The organism is Streptomyces sp. NPDC041796 (genome assembly GCF_055590785.1).
Genome location: NZ_JBVJAH010000002.1, coordinates 544,905 through 564,656, shown reverse-complemented (window position 1 = coordinate 564,656; position 19,752 = coordinate 544,905). Strand labels below are relative to the sequence as shown.

Annotated in this window: 16 protein-coding genes; 11 read left to right on the top strand and 5 right to left on the bottom strand. The window is 72.8% G+C overall.

The window, feature by feature from the left end:
* Nucleotides 1-30: 30 nt before the first annotated feature.
* From ACZ6C1_RS05950 to ACZ6C1_RS05940, 3 genes are read right to left on the bottom strand one after another with little or no spacing between them, the layout of a single operon-like run.
* Nucleotides 31-1,200 carry an anhydro-N-acetylmuramic acid kinase gene (locus ACZ6C1_RS05950; protein ID WP_469238072.1) on the bottom strand — a complete coding sequence of 390 codons (1,170 nt, stop codon included), beginning with the start codon at nucleotides 1,198-1,200 and terminating at the stop codon, nucleotides 31-33.
* A gap of 29 nt (nucleotides 1,201-1,229) precedes the next feature.
* The gene (locus ACZ6C1_RS05945; protein ID WP_469238070.1) at nucleotides 1,230-2,552 is read right to left on the bottom strand and encodes an MFS transporter; all 1,323 of its coding nucleotides are present in this window, start codon (nucleotides 2,550-2,552) and stop codon (nucleotides 1,230-1,232) included.
* A gap of 24 nt (nucleotides 2,553-2,576) precedes the next feature.
* Entirely contained in the window at nucleotides 2,577-3,320 is a 744-nt protein-coding gene (locus tag ACZ6C1_RS05940) for a TetR/AcrR family transcriptional regulator (RefSeq protein WP_469238068.1), read from the bottom strand.
* Nucleotides 3,321-3,411: 91 nt separating this feature from the next.
* Between ACZ6C1_RS05940 and ACZ6C1_RS05935 the strand changes: the two genes are divergently transcribed.
* Both ACZ6C1_RS05935 and ACZ6C1_RS05930 read left to right on the top strand, forming a co-directional pair.
* Nucleotides 3,412-8,100 (top strand): aminotransferase class I/II-fold pyridoxal phosphate-dependent enzyme, encoded by a 4,689-nt coding sequence (locus ACZ6C1_RS05935; RefSeq protein ID WP_469238066.1) that lies wholly within the window; start codon nucleotides 3,412-3,414, stop codon nucleotides 8,098-8,100.
* The gene (locus ACZ6C1_RS05930) at nucleotides 8,097-8,873 is read left to right on the top strand and encodes a class I SAM-dependent methyltransferase (RefSeq protein WP_469238064.1); all 777 of its coding nucleotides are present in this window, start codon (nucleotides 8,097-8,099) and stop codon (nucleotides 8,871-8,873) included. Before ACZ6C1_RS05935 ends, ACZ6C1_RS05930 begins: the two co-directional genes overlap by 4 nt.
* Nucleotides 8,874-8,927: 54 nt before the next feature.
* Here the strand turns inward: ACZ6C1_RS05930 and ACZ6C1_RS05925 are convergent, their stop codons facing one another.
* Complete coding sequence (locus ACZ6C1_RS05925) at nucleotides 8,928-10,028, bottom strand: glycosyltransferase (RefSeq protein ID WP_469238062.1); 1,101 nt, start codon at nucleotides 10,026-10,028, stop codon at nucleotides 8,928-8,930.
* An 84-nt stretch (nucleotides 10,029-10,112) separates the two neighbouring features.
* On the opposite strand from ACZ6C1_RS05925, the gene ACZ6C1_RS05920 reads away from it, so the two are divergent.
* Both ACZ6C1_RS05920 and ACZ6C1_RS05915 read left to right on the top strand, forming a co-directional pair.
* Nucleotides 10,113-10,319 (top strand): hypothetical protein, encoded by a 207-nt coding sequence (locus tag ACZ6C1_RS05920; RefSeq protein ID WP_469238060.1) that lies wholly within the window; start codon nucleotides 10,113-10,115, stop codon nucleotides 10,317-10,319.
* Nucleotides 10,320-10,860: 541 nt separating this feature from the next.
* The gene (locus ACZ6C1_RS05915; RefSeq protein WP_469238058.1) at nucleotides 10,861-12,768 is read left to right on the top strand and encodes a glycoside hydrolase family 15 protein; all 1,908 of its coding nucleotides are present in this window, start codon (nucleotides 10,861-10,863) and stop codon (nucleotides 12,766-12,768) included.
* A gap of 12 nt (nucleotides 12,769-12,780) precedes the next feature.
* Here ACZ6C1_RS05915 and ACZ6C1_RS05910 read toward each other — a convergent pair whose 3' ends face one another.
* Nucleotides 12,781-14,400 carry a hypothetical protein gene (locus tag ACZ6C1_RS05910; protein ID WP_469238056.1) on the bottom strand — a complete coding sequence of 540 codons (1,620 nt, stop codon included), beginning with the start codon at nucleotides 14,398-14,400 and terminating at the stop codon, nucleotides 12,781-12,783.
* A gap of 276 nt (nucleotides 14,401-14,676) precedes the next feature.
* Here ACZ6C1_RS05910 and ACZ6C1_RS05905 point away from each other — a divergent pair, with 276 nt between their 5' ends.
* The 7 genes from ACZ6C1_RS05905 (at nucleotide 14,677) to ACZ6C1_RS05875 (ending at nucleotide 19,738) form a co-directional block, all read left to right on the top strand.
* Complete coding sequence (locus tag ACZ6C1_RS05905; protein WP_469238054.1) at nucleotides 14,677-14,865, top strand: hypothetical protein; 189 nt, start codon at nucleotides 14,677-14,679, stop codon at nucleotides 14,863-14,865.
* Between the two features lie 273 nt (nucleotides 14,866-15,138).
* On the top strand, nucleotides 15,139-15,327 hold the full coding sequence (locus tag ACZ6C1_RS05900; RefSeq protein WP_469238052.1) for a hypothetical protein: 189 nt from the start codon (nucleotides 15,139-15,141) through the stop codon (nucleotides 15,325-15,327).
* Between the two features lie 11 nt (nucleotides 15,328-15,338).
* Nucleotides 15,339-16,037, top strand: a complete 699-nt coding sequence (locus ACZ6C1_RS05895) for a hypothetical protein (protein WP_469238051.1) — start codon at nucleotides 15,339-15,341, stop codon at nucleotides 16,035-16,037.
* Nucleotides 16,034-16,999, top strand: a complete 966-nt coding sequence (locus ACZ6C1_RS05890; protein ID WP_469238049.1) for a DUF6895 family protein — start codon at nucleotides 16,034-16,036, stop codon at nucleotides 16,997-16,999. The genes ACZ6C1_RS05895 and ACZ6C1_RS05890 overlap by 4 nt, the downstream gene beginning before the upstream one ends.
* Nucleotides 16,996-17,925, top strand: coding sequence for a DUF6895 family protein (locus tag ACZ6C1_RS05885; RefSeq protein WP_469238047.1), 930 nt, complete (start codon nucleotides 16,996-16,998; stop codon nucleotides 17,923-17,925). Before ACZ6C1_RS05890 ends, ACZ6C1_RS05885 begins: the two co-directional genes overlap by 4 nt.
* Nucleotides 17,922-18,944 carry a serine hydrolase domain-containing protein gene (locus tag ACZ6C1_RS05880; RefSeq protein ID WP_469238045.1) on the top strand — a complete coding sequence of 341 codons (1,023 nt, stop codon included), beginning with the start codon at nucleotides 17,922-17,924 and terminating at the stop codon, nucleotides 18,942-18,944. The genes ACZ6C1_RS05885 and ACZ6C1_RS05880 overlap by 4 nt, the downstream gene beginning before the upstream one ends.
* Nucleotides 18,938-19,738 (top strand): VOC family protein, encoded by an 801-nt coding sequence (locus ACZ6C1_RS05875; protein WP_469238044.1) that lies wholly within the window; start codon nucleotides 18,938-18,940, stop codon nucleotides 19,736-19,738. The genes ACZ6C1_RS05880 and ACZ6C1_RS05875 overlap by 7 nt, the downstream gene beginning before the upstream one ends.
* Nucleotides 19,739-19,752 lie beyond the last annotated feature (14 nt).

Genomic DNA, 19,752 nt, shown 5'->3' with positions numbered 1-19,752 from the left:
GGAGCTGAAACAGATCGACGCCGGACGATGTCAATTGCCGGACAACCGCAGCCGCACCGGAGTGGTCCCCGCCGGCTCCGGAAGACACCACCCGTGCCGTCCGGGTGTGAGCGAGCCGAGGACGCTCGGGTGGCGGGCGCCGGTGCACGCGGGCACCGTCCCGGCGAGCCCATGAACGGTCAGAAACCCGAGCACGGCGAACGCGTACGCCTCCTTGGCGGCCGACGGCAGCCCCAGCGCGTCCGACACGCGCAGCGGGACACCGCCAAGTTCCGTACGCAGCACCGCCATCAGCACCGGGTTGCGCGTACCGCCGCCCGAGGCGACCACCTCGGTGGCCCCGACTGAACGGGCGGCGTCCGCCACGGTCCGTGCGGTGAGCAGGGTGAGGGTGGCCACGACGTCGTCGGCGGGCAGTGCCTCGCGCCCGGCGAGAGCCGCCCGCAGATACGGCAGGTGGAACAGCTCCTTGCCCGTCGTCCTGGGCGGCGGCTGCGCGTAGAACGGATCGTCCAGCAGCCGCCGCAGCAGCGCCTCGTCGACCCGGCCGCGGGCGGCGAGGGCCCCGTCCTCGTCGTACCCGAGCCTGCCGTCGGTGAAGTGCTGCACGGCCGCGTCGATCAGGGCGTTCGCCGGCCCGGTGTCGTACGCGACCGGAGGGCCGCTCCCACCCACCGTGATGTTGGCGATGCCGCCGAGGTTCAGGGCGACCGGCACCCCTGGGCGTCCGCGCAGCCACAGCACGTCCACGATGCTCACCAGCGGAGCGCCCTGACCGCCGGCGGCGACGTCCCGGGCGCGGAGGTCCGACACGACGGGGCGGCCGGTCGCCTCGGCGATCCAGGCGGGCTCGCCGAGCTGGAGGGTGCCGTTCACCGTGCCGTTCTCGGACCAGTGGTAGAGGGTCTGCCCGTGCGAGGCGACGAGGTCGGCGCGCCCGCCGCACAGCTCCTCGTCGGCCCGTACGGCGAGGGACGCGAAGGCCTGGCCGATACGGGTGTCGAGGCGGCACACCTCCTTCATGCCGGTGGCCGCCGGGGGCAGGGCCGCGGCCAGGGCGGCACGCAGCTCGGCGGGGTAGGGGGCGCTCACCATGCCGAGGGGCGCCAGAACCAGCGTGTCGCCGTCCAGCTCGAGATCGGCGGCCGCGGCGTCGACGGCGTCGTACGACGTCCCCGACATCAGCCCGATGACCCGCAATGGTCCTCCTCGCTCTGTCGCTCAGTCGCTCAGTCGCGCAGCGCGCGGCGGTGGTCGTCGCCCCGCAGGGTGGCCAGGGCGAGGGCGCTGACCGCGCACGTGGCCGCCACGTAGTACGCGGGGATGTCGACGTCGCCCGTGCGTTCGACCGTCTCGGTGATGATGAGGCCCGCGCAGCCGGAGAACACGGCGTTGGACAGGGCGTACGCCAGTCCCAGACCGGTGTACCGGACGCGGGTGGGGAACATCTCGGCGAGCATGGCGGGCCCCGGCCCCGCCATCAGGCCGACCACCGCGCCCGCGGCGCACACGGCGAGACCCTTGGCGGCCGTCGGGGCATCCGGGTCCTGCAACAGGTTCAGCAGCGGGAACGCCAGCAGGGCGGCCACCACCGCGCCGGACAGCATCACCGCGCGCCGCCCCAGCCGGTCGCTCAGCGCGCCCGCCGGGAGGATCGCCGCCGCGAAGCCCGCGTTGGCCAGCACGGTCGCGATCAGCGCCTGCCGGAACGTGGCGTCCAGCACGCTCTGCAGGTACGACGGCATCACGACCAGGAAGGTGTAACCGGCCGCCGACCAGCCCATCACCCGGCCCGCTCCCAGTGCGACGGCCCGCACCGTCTCCCGCGCGGGTGCGGCGACCGCCTCCGGTTTCCGCCGCCGGAACGACGGCGTCTCGTCCAGCCGCAGGCGCAGCCACAGGGCGGCCAGCCCCAGGGGCAGCGTCAGCAGGAACGGCACCCGCCAGCCCCACGACGCGAGCTGCGCCTCCGACAGCACGGTGGCGAGCACGGCCGCCACCCCGGCCCCACCGAGCAGCCCGAGCGCCACGGTGAAGGACTGCCACGCCCCGTACAGGCCGCGCCGGCCCGGCGGGGCGAACTCCGTCATCAGGGACACCGCGCCGCCGAACTCCCCTCCGGCCGAGAGCCCCTGGACGATGCGCAGCAGCGTCAGCAGCCAGGGCGCGGCGGCGCCGATGGTGGCGTACGAAGGCAGCAGCCCGATCAGGGTGGTGGCGGCCGTCATCAGCAGCACCACCAGGATCAGTGTGGGGCGCCGTCCCAGGCGGTCGCCGACGCGCCCGAAGAGCGCCGCGCCCACCGGCCGGAAGAAGAAGGCCAGTGCGAACGACGCGTACGTCCTGACCAGCGCCTCCGCGTCGCTTCCGCCTTCCGGGGTGAAAAAGGTGGCGGCGATGACGGTGGCGAAGTAGCCGTAGACGCCGAACTCGTACCACTCGATGAGGTTGCCCACCGAGCCCGCCACCAGCGCCCTGCGCGAGCGCGGCGGCCCTGTGGGCCCCGAGGGGCCCGCGGCCTCCTCTGCGGGGCCGTGCACGGAGGTCGTCATGCGGTGCCCTCCCGGCGTTGTCGACTACGTCATCGCTTCCCTTCCCGGTGTGTCGAGGAAACGATCCAGCAGTGCGTCCAGGCCGACGGCGAGGACGTCCTCGCCCGCGCGCTCGGCAAGGGCGGGCAGGGTGGCCCGCAGCTGGGGGAGCTCGTGCACGGGCATGCGGTGCAGACCCAGACGGATCGCCGGTTCCGGCTCGTCGGGGTCGTCCACCACGGCGGTGAGCTCCACGAAGACGTAGCCGAGGGCCCACGCCGTCACGGCCCGGTACGCCAACTGCGTACGGTGGGCGTCGAGTCCGGCGCGGGAGAGCAGCACCAGGACGCCCTCCTGTGTGCGCAGCACCGCCCGGGGGCGGCGGGACAGCGGCACGGCGAGCATCCGGGTGGCCAGCAGGGGGACCACGTGGGGGTGGCGCAGGGAGGCCCGGTGCATCTCACGGACCGTGCGGTGGAGTCCGCTGCGCCAGTCCTCGGCGCCGGCTGCCGCGGTCCCCGTGCCGCCGCCGGTGCCGTCCGTGGGGCCCAGGGTGTCCAGCAGTTCCGTGAACACCGCCTCGACCAGCCCGTCCAGCAGCGCGTCCTTCCCCGCCGCGTACCGGTACAGCGCCATGGCCTCCACGCCCAGCTCCGCCGCCAGCCGCCGCATGCTCAGGCTCGACAGGCCCTCGCGGTCGACCAGCGCGAGCGCCGTGGCCAGTACCAGGTCCCGGCTCAGCCGGCCACGCCGGCGTTTTCGCGGCCCGGAGCCTGCCTGCTCGGGCATCCCTTGACCTTCGTCCTATATCGGAGCAAAGTGTATGTATACGATGTAAATATAACTCTTTAGGACCTATCCAGAGCAACCGGCGGTCAACGTGGAGCCGAACACCCGTCTCGAGAAGTGGCTGCGGCCGAACGGCGGACAGGCACCGCACCGGGACGCCGCCCCGGTCGCGCACCGAAAGCCACCGGTCTCCCCCCACCGCTTGATGCTGATCTACGTGCTCTTCGTGACCCCGTTCACCGTCGTCTACCTGACGGTTCCGGCACACCACACGAGCATGTGGGCCGTGATCGGACTGACCGGGGTCGCGGCGATCCTCATCGGCCTCCGCATCCACCGCCCCGCGAGGCGCTGGCCGTGGCTGATGCTCGCCGCCGCGAACCTGACCTTCGCGGCGGGAGACACCACGTACAACCTCCTCGAACCGGTCTCCGGGCAGACCAGCCCGTTTCCCTCGCTCGCGGACGTCTTCTACCTGCTGACCTACCCCCTGTTCGCCGCCGGGTTCTTCGGATTCATGCGGTACCGGACGGAGTCGCGCGACTTCGCCAGCCTCCTCGACGCCCTCATCCTCACGTCCGGGCTCGCCCTGCTGTCGTGGGTGCACCTGATCAATCCGCTGACCATGGCCGGGGGCGAGACCTGGATCCAGCAGGCGGTCGCGATCGCCTATCCGCTCGGGGACGTGCTGATCCTCGCCATGCTCGTCCGGCTGCTCACCCTCGGCGGAACACGCGAGCGGTCCCTCCAGCTCCTCGCTCTCGGCACCTTCGGCATCCTCACCTCGGACGTCCTGTACGGGCTGCTGCAACTCCAGGGCACCTGGCGGGTCGGCACCTACATGGACCTCGGCTGGGTGGTGTTCTTCACCGCCTGGGGCCTGGCCGCACTGCACCCGTCCATGGTCCGGCTCACTGAACGGGTGCCCCGGCCGGGGCCCGGTATCGCCAAGCGCCGCCTCGCCGTCCTCGCCGTCGCGTCGCTCATCGCGCCCGTCATGCTGCTGGTCGAGGCGCTGCTGGGCACGGTGCGGGACGCCGCCGTCATCGCCGTGTTCTCCGCCGTGATGTTCCTGCTGGTCATGGCCCGCCTGTGGGAGCTCGTCTCCGAGCACCGCCGGGCCGTCACCCGCGAGCGGAGCCTCCGTGTCGCCGCCGCATCGCTCGTCGGAGCGGTGACGCCCCGGGACGTCGCACGCTGTGTCGAGGCGGCCGCGGCGACCCTGTTCGGCCAGGGCGTTCAGCACGAGGCGGTGCTCCTCGAGGTGGACGCGGGCCGACGGCTCCGTCCCGTGACCACGTTCGGCCGGCCCTGGACCCGCAACATCGACATCCCCGCCGACGTCCTGGGCACGGTCGGCGCCCCGAGCTCGTCCACCACCGGCACGGCCCCCGAAGCGGCCCCTCCGCCCCAAGCCGGTCCGCCCGCCGGGGACGAGGCGGCACCCGCCGGGCAACCGGCCGGGACCGCGCAGGCCGGGGCCCCCCGGGCCGGGACCGCGCAGGCCGGGACCTCGCCGGCCGAGCCGCCGACTGCCCCGCCGGGCGGCCGGCTCGTGGACGGGACGCGGCTCGTCGACGTGGCCGCGCTCGGGCCCGAGGCGGCGCTCACACCGGCGACGCGGGTGATGCTCAGCCCCCTGACACTCGAAGCCCCCCAGTCGGTCAACCCGCTGATCGGCGCCCTCCTGGTGGCCGGACCCCGCCGTCGGCTCGAGCAGCTCGGCCTGTCGGTCGAGTCCCTCGCCTCCCAGGCCGCCCTGGCACTCGAACGCGTCGGGCTCAGCGAGGAGATCAACCGGCGCCGGAGCGAGGCGTACTTCCGCACCCTTGTGCACAACGCCTCCGACGTGATCCTGATCGTCGACGACGACGACACCGTCCGCTACGCCAGCCCTTCCGCCCAGGGCATGTTCGGTGGCACCCCCCTCGGTGGCACCCCCCTGGCCCGGCTCGTGGCCGAACAGGACCGCCTCCGTGCCGCCCGCACCCTGCGGCGCGTACGGGCCGGGGACGCCGGGGACGTCCACGACGACTGGCGGGTGCTGCGCTCCGACGACCAGCGACTGGACGTGGAGGTCCGCTGCAGCAACCTCCGCCACGAGCAGACCGTCCACGGCATCGTGCTCACGCTCCGGGACGTCACCGAGCAGCGGGAGCTGGAACGAGAACTCACCCACCGCGCCTTCCACGACTCACTGACCGGCCTGCCCAACCGGGTCCTGCTGCTGGAACGCATCGAACGCGCCCTGCTGCGCGGCCGCCGCGACGCCACGCTCACCTGCGTGCTCTTCGTCGACCTCGACGACTTCAAGGTCGTCAACGACATGATGGGCCACTCCGTCGGCGACGAACTCCTCGTCGCCGTCGCCCGCCGCCTGACCGCCGCGCTACGGCGCACCGACACCGCCGCCCGGCTCGGCGGCGACGAATTCGCCATCCTGATGGAGGGCGCCAGAGGACCCGAGGACGCCGAAGGGCTCGCCACACAGGTCGTCGAGGCCCTCGATGAACCGTTCCGGCTCACCACCGGATCGACCAGTGTGTCGGCGTGCGTGGGCGTGGCCACGGCCCGCGACAGCGACGAGGCGGAGGAACTGCTCGGCCACGCCGACCTCGCGCTGTACGCCGCGAAGACGGCAGGCAAGGGCCAATGGCAGCGCTACCGGCCCGACCTGCACGCCGGCATGGTCGAACGGCACGAACTCCAGGCGGGACTGGACAGCGCCATCAACGACCAGGCGTTCGCCGTCCGCTACCAGCCGATCGTCGAGATCAACGGCGGCGCGGTCGCCGGTTTCGAGGCGCTGATCCGCTGGCCGCGCCGCCGCGGCCTCGTACCGCCGGACCAATTCATCAGCCTCGCCGAGGAGACCGGGCACATCATGCCGCTCGGCGCGTGGGTGCTCGAACACGCCGCGAGCGACGTGGCGCGCTGGCAACGCGAGCACCCGCACACCCCGCCCCTGCACCTCAACGTCAACGTGTCCGCACGCCAGTTCATCGACCCCGCCTTCGTCGAGGACGTGCGGCGCGTCGTCGACACCTCGGGTCTCGAGCCCGGCTCCCTCGTCCTGGAGATCACCGAATCGGTCCTGATGCGCCGCGACGAGCAGATCAGGGCAGCCATGCGGACGCTCAAGCGCCTCGGCGTCTCCATCGCCATCGACGACTTCGGTACGGGGTTCTCCTCGCTGAGCTACTTGCGCGAGTTCCCCATCGACGTCCTCAAGGTCGACAAATCGTTCATCGACGACATCGTCACGGACGGCCAGCAGGTCGCGCTCGTCGAGGGCATCGTGCGGATCGCCGACGTCCTCGGCCTCAGGGTCATCGCCGAAGGCATCGAGAACGCGGGCCAGCGCGACCTGCTCGGCGCCATGGGCTGCCGATTCGGCCAGGGCTACCTCTTCGCCCGGCCCATGAACGCCGACGAGGCCCGGCGGTTCCTCCAGATGTCCGGCGAACGGCAGGCGTCGCCCCTCGTCGGCAGGCGCGGCGAGAACCGGACCGTCACCCACCCCGCGGCCCGGGGCGAGCAGCGTGTCGGCGACCTGGCACGCCTGCAGAAGACCAGCCGCATGTGCGACGCCGTCATCGACGAGGTGCACGGCAGGCGCATCCGCTGCGGCGACCGCTGGCTGGCCGACTTCGCCTCCTGCAACTACCTCGGGTTCGACTTCGACCCCGAGATCATGGACGCCATCGCCCCCCACGTACGCCGCTGGGGCACTCACCCCAGCTGGTCGCGGCTCATCGGCAACCCCCGCCTCTACACCGACATCGAGGAACGGCTCGCCGGCCTCCTCGGAGCACCGGACACGCTGCTGCTGCCGACCATCACCCTCATCCACTCCTCCGTGATCCCCGTCCTCGCGGGAGGCGGCCAGGTGTGCGTGGAGGCCCGTGCCCACCGCACCATGTACGACGGCTGCCTGGTCGCCCGCGGCCAGGGCGCGTCGGTACGTCGCTTCCAGGCCGACCGGCCCGACGAGCTGGAACAGCTCCTCGCCTCGGCCCCGCCGGGCGCCACCCGCCTGGTCTGCGTCGACGGCGTCAACAGCATGACGGGGAACCTCCCCGACCTGGCCGGCCTGGCCGCCATCTGCCGTGCCCACGAGGCGCTGCTGTACGTCGACGACGCCCACGGCTTCGGCATCATCGGCGAACGCGCCCCCGACGAGACCTCGCCGTACGGCTCCAAGGGCAACGGCGTCGTGCGCCACCTCGCCGAGTCGTACGACGGGATCATCCTGGTCGCCGGGTTCTCCAAGGCGTACTCCTCGCTCCTGGCGTTCGTCACCGCGCCCCCCGACCTCAAGGCGCACCTCAAGGTCGCGGCCGGGCCCTACCTGCACTCGGGGCCCTCGCCGACGGCCTCGCTCGCGACGGTCCTCGCCGGACTCGACGTCAACGACCGGCGCGGCGACACCATCCGCGCCGACCTCCACCGCAAGACACGGCGCGTCCTGGACCATGTGCGCGACCTGGGCGTCGCCACCCCGAACACCGACGGTCTGCCCATCATCGAGATCCCGCTCGCCGACAGCTGGGACCTCGACGCGGTCGGGGACTTCCTGTGGGACCACGGCATCTACGTCACCCTCGCCGGCTACCCGCTCGTGCCGCGCAAACAGATCGGCTTCCGGGTCCAGGTCACCGCGCTCAACACCGACGAGGAGATCGACCAGCTCAACGACGCGCTCACCGAGCTCGCCGACCGGTTCCCGCTCCAGCAGAGCCTTGCCCCGGCCGAGCCGCCCGAGGGGTGGTCACCGTGACCGATCCCCGCTACGACGACGGCCGGCCGGCCGGTCACCACCGCCACAACGCCGACGCCGACTGGGACCAGTGGCCCGTCAACGACTACCTGGCCGAGAACTACCGGCGGATGCACGCCTCCGACGCGACCGTCATCCGCCACCACGCCGGCTTCTACCAGGAACTCCCCGCCGACGGGCTCGGACGCTCCCTGGAGTTCGGCGCCGGGCCGAACCTCTACCCGCTGATGCTCGCCGCGGCGGTCGCCCGCCGCATCGACGCCCTTGAACCCAGCGCCGCCAACGTCGCCTACCTGGCAGGGCAACTGGAACGCCCCGACGACAGTTGGGACACGTTCTACGCCCTGTGCCGCAGCCTCGACCCCCGCCTGCCCGTGAGCCTCACCGAGGCCCTCTCCCGGGTCCGGGTGCTGCACGCCGACGCGACCGCCGTCCCGGCGGGGACCTACGACCTGGCGTCCATGAACTTCGTCGCCGAGAGCGTCACCGAGGACGCGGACGAATTCGCCGAGCTGTGCGGCATCTTCATCCACTCCGTACGCCCCGGCGGGTACCTCGTCGGCGCGTTCATGGAGAACATGCCGAGCTATCACATCGGCGCCGGCCTGGCCTGGCCGGCCTTTCCCGTGGACACGGCGACGGTACGGCACGTCTTCGCCCCGTACACGGAGAGACTCCAGGTCACCCGCGTCGACAAGGACCCCACGCTGCCGGACTACGGGGACACCGGCATGGTGCTGCTCCAGGCGGTGAGGATCCCGTCCGACGAATAGCGAATAGCGAGTACCGACGAATAGCGAATAGCGAGCCGGTGAGGGCAGGCCGCTTCAGTCCAGCAACTCCCGGTAGAGGCGCGAGTACTGCGCCGCGAACCGTTCCGGCCCGAACCGGTCCTCCACCGTGGCCCTGCCCTGCTCCGAGAGCACCTGCCACCAGTGCGGCCGGTCCAGCAACTGGCGCAGCAGGTGGCCGGTGCGGCGCGCGTCACCGACCGGCGCCCTCAGCACGGTGTCACCGAGCGCCACGAACTGCGGGTGGTCGCCGAGGATCACGGGACGGCCGGTGCTGAGCGCCTCCAGAACCGTCAGCGGCACCTCCGGCCGGACGTCCAGTACACGTGGCACGAACAGCAGCACGTCCGCCGACGCCACCACGTGCCGCATGTCGGGCACGTACCCGAGAACCTCGACGTCCTCCAGTCCCTCCCGCTCCGCGAGCGCCAGCACGGACGACTCCGGCGCGTTCACGCGGTCGCCGGGGCGGGATCGCAGCGCCACCGTCAGCCGGAAGCGCGCCCCCGCCCTGATGGCCACCGCGGCCGCCATGACGGCCTCCTCCACGCCTCCGCGCGGGCCGGGGTAGCCGACCACCAGCACCTTGGGCGTGGGGCCCGACGGACGCGGCGTGTACGGCCAGCGGTCCAGCCGGACCACCGGCGGGACGACCAGCACATGGCCGAAGCCGGCGGCACTCAGGTCCCTGGCGGTCGCCGACGACAGTGCCACCGTGTGGCCCAGCGGCCGTGAACGGAACGGCAGCCTGGGATCCCGTACGCCCGGGACCGTGTGCAGGACCGGCTTGCCGCGCAGCAAGGGCGGCCACAGCCGGGAGAGCAGCGGAAAGACCTCGTCGACGGGCAGTACCGCGTGGACGAGGTCGACACGGCGGGCGACCAGCGCGCCGGCGAAGGCCATCAGGAGCCGTTGGAGGATCCGGGGCATGCCGTCCACGGCGGGCAGTGGCACCGGCCGACCGCCCCCGACGGGACGCGGGCCGCCCCGGCGCGGCCACCGGGCGAACCAGGTGAAGTCGACGTCCGTCACCGCGTCCGCGACGGCCGCCGCAAGCTGGGTGTCCACGTCCTCGTGGAAGTCGAGTGGGCCACTCGCGAGCAACAGCACGCGCGGACGGCGCGTTCCGGCGGTCATGGCCGTTCCACGGGTCCGACGGTGTGCCCGACGGCGTTCCCGGACCGGTGGGGCGAGCACCGGACCGGGAACGGCCGCGGCGCGATGCCGAGCGCCGTGGGCGTGCGGGCGTCGCGAGGCACCTGCGCGTACGCCGGCAGCGGCTCCACGACCCGTCTCGGCATCGCTTCCCTGGGAAGGGTGACCGCGGGGCGGGGCGTCCGCATCCGCCCGCTGCCCCGCGGCCACCCGAGGAACATGGTCACGCGGCTGCGCCGCCCCACGCCGGGGGCGGGGGCGACGAGCACGTGAAAGAGGGCGAACACACCGAATGGCGTCGCCCGGTACGGCCCACGGGCCGTGCGTGAAGGATCAGCGGATGCTGGACCGCCGTCGGAATCGTCGTCGCGGCGGCGTGCCGTGGCGTGCGAGGCCACGGGGTGCCCGCGTCGGCGGCGGGGTGCGGCACACGGCCTGCGCACGCCCACACGGCGTCCGGTCGCGGCGAGTGCGAGGCGGTCGGAGCCCCGGCGTACGGGATGCCGCCCGGGCCGGGCGGGGGCGGGGGCGGTGCCGGCGGCAGGCCAGTCCGTCACCCGCCGCAGCGGGTGCGGGGCAAAGGGCGCCGGATCACGGCTTGCCTGGACGGAGGACACGGGAACCTCTTCCTGGGGCGTGTCTGCCAGGAACTGGCCTGCTGATGTCAATCCGTAGCACAGCGCCGATGGCCAGTCAATGGGGAAGTGGAAATGCATGGAAAGCGCCGGGAAGTTATTCCGTGCCGAAATGGATCCGGGGAACCGGCGGCTGCTGCCCGCGCATCGGCCACTGGGAGGGGACTAGAATTCTTGGCATGGCCGGGCGAATCGAGGACTACGCTCTTATCGGAGACCTTGAAACCGCGGCCCTCGTCGGCGAGGACGGGGCGATCGACTGGATGTGCGTGCCACGTTTCGACTCGCCCGCCTGCTTCGCCGCGCTGCTCGGGGGCGAGGACAACGGCAGCTGGCGCATCGCGCCCGCCGGCGCGGGGACCTGCGCGCGGCGCTCCTACGTGCCCGACACCCTGGTGCTCGAATCGGTCTGGGAAACCGTCGGCGGTTCCGTGAAGGTCACCGACTTCATGCCGCCCCGCGGCGGGCTTCCGCAGGTCGTACGGCGGGTAGAGGGCATGTCCGGACGCGTCGACATGCAAGCCGACCTGACGATCCGTTTCGACAACGGGCGGATCGTCCCCTGGACCCGGACGGTCGACGGACGCACGGTGGCCGCGGTCGCCGGGCCGGACTCGGCGTTCCTCCGGGCCGACGCGGCCGTCGACATGTCCGTCACCAAACCCCGTACGTCGTGTGCGTTCTCCGTGCGCGCGGGCGAGCGGGTCACCTTCGTTCTCCGCTGGAGCCCTTCACATATTTCCCCGGTCATGGGAGGGGACACCGAGGAGGTCCTCGCCGGAACGCTGGAATTCTGGCGGAATTGGGCCGCGAAATGCCTGTACCAGGGGCCGTGGCGCGATGTCGTCGTACGGTCCCTCGTCACCCTCAAAGCGCTCACCTACGAACCCACCGGAGGCATTGTCGCCGCCGTCACCTCCTCCCTCCCCGAGTTCCTGGGCGGAGAGCGCAACTGGGACTACCGCTTCTGCTGGCTGCGTGATTCCACCTTCACCCTCTCGTGCCTGCTGCGTTCCGGATACCGCGAGGAAGCCGTCGCCTGGAAGGACTGGCTGGTGCGCGCCATCGCGGGGGAGCCCTCCGACCTCCAGCCCCTGTACGGCGTGGCCGGACAGCGGAGGCTCCCCGAGACCGTCGCGCCCTGGCTGCCGGGCTACGAGGACTCCCGGCCCGTGCGGTTCGGCAACGCCGCCACGGGCCAGCTCCAGCTCGACGTGTACGGCGAGGTCCTCAACACCATCTACTCGGCCCTGCGGGCCGGAGTCACCATCGACACCCAGGTGTGGCGCCTGATCGCCTCGTTCATGGAATACCTGGAGAAGCACTGGCGCGAACCGGACGCGGGCCTGTGGGAAGTGCGGGGCCCCCGGCGCCATTTCGTCCACTCCAAGGTCATGTCGTGGGTCGCCGCCGACCGCGCCCTGCGCATGGCCAGGGTCGCCGGTCTGCGCGGCTCGGCGGAACGCTGGCGCGCGATGCGGCAGGAGATCCGCAAGGACGTCCTGAGCCACGGCTGGGACGACGAGTCGGGCTGCTTCGTGCAGTACTACGGCTCGCGGCGGATCGACGCCTCCGCGCTGCTGATGCCCCGGCTCGGCTTCCTCCCCTCGCACGACCGCCGGCTGCGCGGCACGCTCGAGGCGGCCCGGCGGCTCGACCACCACGGCTTCCTGCGCAGGTACGCCGACACGGGGGGCGCCGACCGGATCAACGAGGTGGACGGACTGTACGGCGGCGAGGGCACGTTCCTGGCCTGCTCGCTCTGGTTCGCGGACTCGCTGGCCCTGACCGGGCGCCACGCCGAGGGGCGGGAGCTGTTCGAACGCGTCCTGGACGTACGCAACGACGTCGGGCTCCTGTCGGAGGAGTGGGACCCCGTGTCGGGACGGCAACTGGGCAACCTTCCGCAGGCTTTCAGCCATGTGGCCCTGGTCAACACGGCGTTCGCCCTGCACGGCACGCGCACCGGCAGCCGCAACGGCAACGGCAACGGCCGGCACGGCGGTGAACACCGGCGCGGTGGCGAGTACGGACACGGCGACGGGAGCCGCGCGGAAAGCGGCTCCCGTGCCAGGGCGGCCCACTGAGGGCGGGGCCCGTCATGTGCCGTTGGCCGCGTCGGGCTCTTTCTGCCGGCGCAGCAGCGCCGAACCCGCCAGGAGTGCCGTGACCATCGCGCACGTCACGGCTGCGGCGCCCGACCAGGCCCACGACCGGCCGAGACTGCTCTCCAGCAGGGCGAACCCGCTGCTTCCCGCGATCCCGTGGAGCGACACCACACCGATGGACGTCGCGGCCGCGAAGCCCCACACGCGAGGGGAGTCCCGAACGATCAGCCATTCGCCGATCACCAGGCAGAGCACGGTGACCACGAGCGCCAGGACGTCGGCGTACCCGCCGGACCGCAGACCGCTGAAATCGGTGGGCAGGTGGATGATGCCGCAGGCGAACAGGGCCGCCGCCGCGGGCCAGCGCAGTCCCGACCGGGGGGTGGCGGGAGAGGCGCTCCCGGAAGCCGGTTCGGGCTCGAGAACCTTCGGCTCCGGGGCCGGTGCCGCCGCGCCGGAAAGGGACCGGGGCGGGCGGACGTTCGGGTTCTCGGGCACCGCCTGGACGGGGCCGGCCGGTGCCGCCTCGCCCGGCACGGGGGGCGGGCTCTGTTCGTCGCCGGTGCCCAGGATGCTCACGAGCTGGACGACGTCCTCGATCGGCCTGCCGACGGCCGCGGCGCGCAGCGTCGTATCGCTGTCGTCGAGCGTGTGACCGGCCTCGTTGAGCATCGCGACGAGCTGCCGGACCTCCTCCAGCGGCCGGGCCACGGCGGCCGCGCGCAGCGCCTCGTCCGCGGGACTGTCGACGGCCTTGGTGTGCTTGAGCTGGGTCACCAGCGCGGCGACCTCCTCCAGCGGGCGGTAGGTGGCGGCCGTCCAGATCAGCGTCCGTATGCGCTCGTCGCTGTCCTCGTCGTCCGCCTCGGTACCCGAGGTCTCACCGAGCACGGCGTCGACGAGCGCGGCGTCGACCGCCGCGTCGGTCTCCTCGGAGTACCCCCGGGCCCGGGCCGGGTCGGCGTCCGGGCTGTCGGTGCCGGTCGCGGCGGTGGTGTCGGTGCAGGGGTCACGGTCGAGGGTCCGTACGTCGTCGGCGGGCGCGGTGTCGGGAGACACCGGCTCCGCGTGCGGGCGACCCGTGGGCCCGCCCTCGCCGTACGCCGACTCGTCGTAGGCGACTTCGTGGAACGCGGCGTCGCGGTACCCGGCGTCGTGCTGCGGGGCTTCACCGTACGCGGCGCCGTCCGGCACGCCGCCGGGGGCGTCGGCCGTGGCCGGCGCCGTGTACGCGGGGGCTCCGTCGGCCCGCGCGGTGCCGGCCGGCCCGGGCGGCGGGGTGTGCGCGCTCGCTCCGTTCGGGGGAGTGGCTTCGCGCGGCGCCACGTGCGTGTACGTGCCGTTCGTGTGCGTCGTCCCGGCCGGTGGCGCGGCGGGCGCGGGCGGGGGCGCGGTACCCAGGCGGACGGCCTCGGCGTGTGCCGCGTCGACGGGCACCGTGCCGAAGGGCGACGCCTCGGTGTGCGCCGCGCCGCCGGGCGCTCGGGTGGTGGCGCGCGCTCCGGGTGGGGCGGGTGCGCCGGTCGGGACGGGCGGGTCGGGCGGGTGGGGCGGCTTCGCCCGGTCAGGGCCGCCCGCCGCGGGGCGAGTTGTGGGGTCATCGGTGGTCATGGCGTGGCTCCGTTCGCCGGACTCCGGTGAGGCACACACCGTGTCGGTCGTCGTGCGCCGACTTGGGCGCGCGGTTTGCACCATCTAATGGGTAATGCGGTCAATTGCGCCATCCGGGATGGGCAGATGGGCGACCCCGGCCGGCCCCACCCGACCGGTGGTCGCCGCGCGGTTCCTGTACCACAAAGCTGGATTCCCGCCATTTGCGCCCCGTGCCGTACTGCGGTCCACTGGAAGCGGAAGAAGACATTCCTTTCCGCATGAAGGGATGGCGGCATGACGTCAACCGAGCGTGAGCTCCGGGGCCGGACGAAGGTCCTGGAGGGCGACATCGAAGAAGTCCTCAACCCAGGCGAGGCCGAAGGCTTCTACCGTGACACCCGCGAGTGCGGGATCCTGGCCCTGGAGGCCGGCGCGGGCAAGCTGCTGCTGTCGCCGCCGACGCCGCGGCCGAAGAAGGGTTGAACGGTCAATCGAACCGAGCGGCCCGGCACTTCGGCCCGACCGGCCGACTGAGGCCGGTACGGGCGACCGCCGGAGCCCGCCACCGATCAATGTGGCCCCCGCCCCCGGAGGCGGGGGCCGCTCCCCGTTCGCAAACCCCAGCGCCTTCGTCTCTTCGCAGGCCATCGCCGATATGCCCCGAAAGAGGATGTTCCTGCCGTTTGCACCCTGTGCCGGACTGGGTTCCACTGGAAGTGGAAGAAGACATTCCTTTCCGCATAAGGGGATGGTGGTATGACCTCGACCGAGCGTGAACTCCGGGACCGCACCAAGGTTCTGGACAGCGACATCGAAGCGACTCTGAACCCGGGCGAAGCCCAGGGCTACTACCGCGACACGCGTGAGTGCGCGGCCCTGGCCCTGGAAGCGGGGGCGGGCAAGCTGCTGTTGTCGCCGCCTACGCCGCGGCCGAAGAAGGGCTGAAGGGTAACTGAATGGAGCAGCCCAGCACTTCGACGCCCCTGACGGACGCGGTGCGGGAGCTCGCAACCCAAGTGGTCTCTGCTCTGACGAGCGGGGGCCACTCCCCAGTGCCCGCCGCACCGGCGGTCACCACAGGGGACGACGACCTCGGCCTCGCCGCCGTACGCGTCGTGGGAGCGGACGTCCTGCTGCCGAGCGTCCTCCACCGCACCCCTCCCGCGCCCGTCGACCTGGCGGTCTGCGAGAAGGCCGCCCTGGCCTACCCTCCCGGCCCCGACGCCTCGGCCACCTCGCGCTGGGGCCATTGGGCCATGACCCGCACCCTGCGGGACCTGGGCGCCCCGGCGGTGGCCTCACCCGACGACGCCGAGCCGGACGCCGGCTGGCTCGACGACCTGCCCTGGCAGGCCCTGACACACCAGCTCGCCCTGCTGGCCGCGCTCGCCGTGCCCGCCGCCGACAGCGCGGTCGCCCGCGCGGCGGCACGCCGCACCCTCGACGTCGCCCGTGGCTTCGTACGCGCGGTCCGGCGCCGCGGCTGGCTGCAGGCGGCCGGCGCAGGCCGCTGGCTGGCCGCCCTCGACGGCGTACCCGACACGCTGGGCCTGGACGCGGGCCTGGAGTTCGTGGCGCACATGGGCGGTGACGACCCACGCGTGGCGCTCCACCTGCACGCGGCCCGCCACCTGCGATCCGGAGCCCCGCTGTGACGGCTGACGCAACCGCGACGTCCACGGACGTGGGCCGGGTCGCCGAGGCGGCGCTCGGCTGGCTGTCGGACAACCGCGCCGGATTCCGGCTCGGTGACGACGCGCTGGAACCGGAGGCCGACGTCAACGCCTCCTGGAAGCCCCTGGGCGAACTGGCCCAGACGTGCGTCTGCGTCCGCCGGCACACCCCACCCGGGAGCGCCCCCTACGACACCGCCACCGACCTGCTCGACCACGCCTGGCGCGAGACACGCCATGGGCAACTCTTCCTCGACCTGCAACGCCTCGAACCGTGCGCCACGTACCCCCTGGAGGTGTACGCCGCATTCGCCTCGGGCGGCCTGCGGCACCCCGCGTACGAGGACTTCGCCGCCCACCTCACCGGCACCCGCAGCTGGCGGACGACCGAACTGCTGCCGAACCGGCTGCTCAGCATCCTCAACTCGGAGCGGCGTGCCGGACTCACCCCCCACGCGGCGGCCCCCGACGCGCTGCGACGCACCTGGCTGGGCGGTCTCCCCGAGCCGTGGACGTTCGAGCGAACCGCCGGGTACACGCTCACACACGTCGTGTTCCACCTCACGGACTGGGGCCACGACGTCGACGGCGTCCCGGCGGACATCGCGGCCTATCTCGGCACCTGGCTCCCGGCCTGGCTCGACAGCTGTGTCGAGACCCGGCACTGGGACCTGTGCTGCGAGCTGCTCGCCGTGGCCGCGAGCCTGCCCGAACCCCCCGCCCCGGAACTGACCGAGCACGCCTGGGCGGCGGTCGTCGAGGCCCAGGACGACACGGGCGCCCTGACGGAGGTGGGACGCGGCCCGCGCGGCGAGGACGTGCTGCGGGTCTTCGCCAACTGCTACCACTCCACGCTGGTCGCGGCCTTCGCCGCCACCCTGACCGCCGCCCGCCGCGCCGACGACCGGAACACCGCCACCACCCACCGAGGAGTGCCGGCATGACCGCCGCCAGTACCCGCCTCGTCCACACCGTCGGCGTCGGCGCCATCGAGTGGCTCCACGCCCACCGCGACGGCTTCCGGCTGGAACCGGACGTCGACCCGGCGATCGGCTTCCTGGAACGTTTCAAGCCGGTCGGCGAACTGGCCTTGATCTGCAAGGTCCTCTTCCGCGAAGGGGTGGCCGGCTCCCGCCAGGCCGACCTCGCCCGCCGGCTGCTCGACCACGCCTGGCGCGAGGTCCTGGACGGCGGCCGGGCGCTGGAGCGCGGCCAGCGCATCGAACCGACGTCACCCATCCCCTTCGAGGTGTACGTCCCGTTCCGCGAACTCGGCTACAGCCGGCCCGAGCTGGAACGGGCGATCCGCATCAACCACCGGCTCACCGGCTGGGCGGCCCTCGAAGTGCAGCCCGTCCGGCGGCTGGGCCTGAGCGCCTTCGAACGCCGCTTCGGGCTGGCCCCCAGCCTGTCCGAGGACGAAGCCCTCTCCCGCACCTGGCTCGGCCGCACACCCGAACCGTGGACCGTCAGCCCCCACACCGCGTACGACATCACCCACACCGTCTTCCACCTCACCGACTGGGGCGAGAACCCCGCCGGCCTGCCGCCCCACATCGCCGACCACCTCGAACGGTGGCTGCCGGCCTGGCTGGACGACTGGCTGGACCTCGAACGCTGGGACCTGCTCGGCGAACTCCTCGTCGTCGACGCCTGCCTGCCGCGCCCCACGCTCGACGCCGCCGCCTGGGAAGGCTTCGCCGCCGCCCAGCAGCCCGACGGCGCCATGCCGGCCCTCGGCCCGATGCCCGAGGGCGACCCCGAGGACGTCTTCGACATCGTGTACCACCCCACGCTGGTCGCCGCCTTCGCCTCCGTACTGGCCACCTCGCGCGCCATGGAACGACTGGCCGCCGAGGCGCCCGCATGACGACCGGCGACGAGGAACTCCTCGACGAGGCCGTACGGGCCGTCGACGCGCCCGACGTCGTCTTCGCGCTCTCCCGCGACGGCCGCCGCACCGTCCGCGGTGGCGGCACCGCGCCGGCCACACCCGCACCGCGCGAGAGGCTGCGGTACGAGATCGGGTCGGCCTCCAAGACCTTCACCGGCCTGCTGCTGGCCGACCTCGTCGCCTCCGGCACCCTCTCCGGCAACGACCCGGCCGCCGCGCTCCTCGACCCGGCCAGGCCCCCGGGGCGGCGCCCCATCACCCTGACGCACCTGATGACCCACACCTCCGGACTGCCCCCGCTGCCCGCCGACTTCTACCCCCAGGCCCTGCCGCGCTGGACCACCAACCCCTACGCCCACTACCCGCCCGAACGAGTCGTCCGCGCCTTCCTCCGCGCCCGCCCGCGCCCCCGGCCCGGCACCCGGTGGCGCTACTCCAACTTCGGCGTCGCCGTCCTCGGGCACACCCTCGCCGCGGCCACCGCCACCCCCTGGGAACGCCTCTTGACCGACCGCGTCCTCACCCCCCTCGGGCTCCACGACACCGCGGCGCGCCCCACCGGCCCCGGCACCGACGCGACCGGCCACCGGGCGGACGGCACCACCCCCACACCACCCCTGCACATCGGCGGGTTCCAGGCGGCCGGCGCCCTCCGCGCCACCCCGCACGACCTGCTCACCTTCCTGGAGACCCATCTGCGCCCGGACGGCTCCCCGCTGGCCGCCGCCCTGCGGGAAGTGCGCCGCCCGCTGCTGCGCCGAGGTCGCGGACACCGCGAGACACACACCTTGACCTGGTTCCACCACCCGGCCGAAGGCGGCGGCACCATGTACTTCCACATCGGGGCCACCAGCGGACAGACCGCCTTCCTCGGCTTCCGACCCGACACCGGCACCGCGCTCGTCGCCCTTTCCACCCGCCGCTACAGCCGCAAGGACGCCCTCGTCCCGACCGCCTACGCACTGCTCAGCTCATCGGAGGACCACCCATGCTGACCACCGACTTCGTCCCGGGCACCCCCAACTGGACCGACCTCGGCGCCCCCGACACCGACGCGGCCGTGGCCTTCTACGCCGCCGTGTTCGGCTGGACGTTCCAGTCGGCGGGCCCGGACGCCGGCGGCTACGGGTTCTTCCAGCGCGACGGCGGTACGGTCGCCGCCCTCGGCCCGCTCACCGAGGAGGGCGCGAGCCCCGCGTGGACGCCCTACTTCCACACCCCGGACGCCGACGCCACCACCCAGGCCGTGCAACAGGCGGGCGGTTCGGTGCGCGTCCCGCCCATGGACGTCTTCACCGCCGGGCGGATGGCCGCCTTCACCGACCCGACGGGCGCCGACTTCGCCGTCTGGCAGCCGGGCGACACCAAGGGACTCGACACCGTCATGGAACCCGGCACCCTGTGCTGGACCGAGCTCTACACCACCGACGTCACCGCCGCGAAGGACTTCTACCGTTCGGTGTTCTCCTGGGAGTACCAGGACATGGACATGGGCGGCGGCCTCGTCTACTCCGTCGTCTCCGTGCCCGGCGGCGGCAAGGGCGACGACCCCGGACAGGGCGGCATCATGCAGCTCCACGAGGACAACCTCGCGGCCGGCAACGACTCCGAGTGGCACCCGTACTTCGGCGTCACCGACTGCGACGCCACCTACGCCACCGCCACCGGGAACGGCGCCACCCCCCTGATCGAACCCACCGAAGTCCCCGGGGTCGGGCGGCTCGCCATGCTGAAGGACCCCGCGGGCGCCACCTTCGCCCTCATCAAGGGTGACCCGTTCACGACCTGACCCCGGGGCTGCCG

Excerpts from the sequence above, each read along its gene's own strand:
- ACZ6C1_RS05945 (WP_469238070.1), bottom strand. The coding sequence starts at position 2,552 with ATGACGACCTCCGTGCACGGCCCCGCAGAGGAGGCCGCGGGCCCCTCG.
- ACZ6C1_RS05940 (WP_469238068.1), bottom strand. The coding sequence starts at position 3,320 with ATGCCCGAGCAGGCAGGCTCCGGGCCGCGAAAACGCCGGCGTGGCCGG.
- ACZ6C1_RS05925 (WP_469238062.1), bottom strand. The coding sequence starts at position 10,028 with ATGACCGCCGGAACGCGCCGTCCGCGCGTGCTGTTGCTCGCGAGTGGC.
- ACZ6C1_RS05920 (WP_469238060.1), top strand. The coding sequence starts at position 10,113 with ATGCCGAGCGCCGTGGGCGTGCGGGCGTCGCGAGGCACCTGCGCGTAC.
- ACZ6C1_RS05915 (WP_469238058.1), top strand. The coding sequence starts at position 10,861 with ATGGCCGGGCGAATCGAGGACTACGCTCTTATCGGAGACCTTGAAACC.
- ACZ6C1_RS05910 (WP_469238056.1), bottom strand. The coding sequence starts at position 14,400 with ATGACCACCGATGACCCCACAACTCGCCCCGCGGCGGGCGGCCCTGAC.
- ACZ6C1_RS05905 (WP_469238054.1), top strand. The coding sequence starts at position 14,677 with ATGACGTCAACCGAGCGTGAGCTCCGGGGCCGGACGAAGGTCCTGGAG.
- ACZ6C1_RS05900 (WP_469238052.1), top strand. The coding sequence starts at position 15,139 with ATGACCTCGACCGAGCGTGAACTCCGGGACCGCACCAAGGTTCTGGAC.
- ACZ6C1_RS05895 (WP_469238051.1), top strand. The coding sequence starts at position 15,339 with ATGGAGCAGCCCAGCACTTCGACGCCCCTGACGGACGCGGTGCGGGAG.
- ACZ6C1_RS05885 (WP_469238047.1), top strand. The coding sequence starts at position 16,996 with ATGACCGCCGCCAGTACCCGCCTCGTCCACACCGTCGGCGTCGGCGCC.
- ACZ6C1_RS05880 (WP_469238045.1), top strand. The coding sequence starts at position 17,922 with ATGACGACCGGCGACGAGGAACTCCTCGACGAGGCCGTACGGGCCGTC.
- ACZ6C1_RS05875 (WP_469238044.1), top strand. The coding sequence starts at position 18,938 with ATGCTGACCACCGACTTCGTCCCGGGCACCCCCAACTGGACCGACCTC.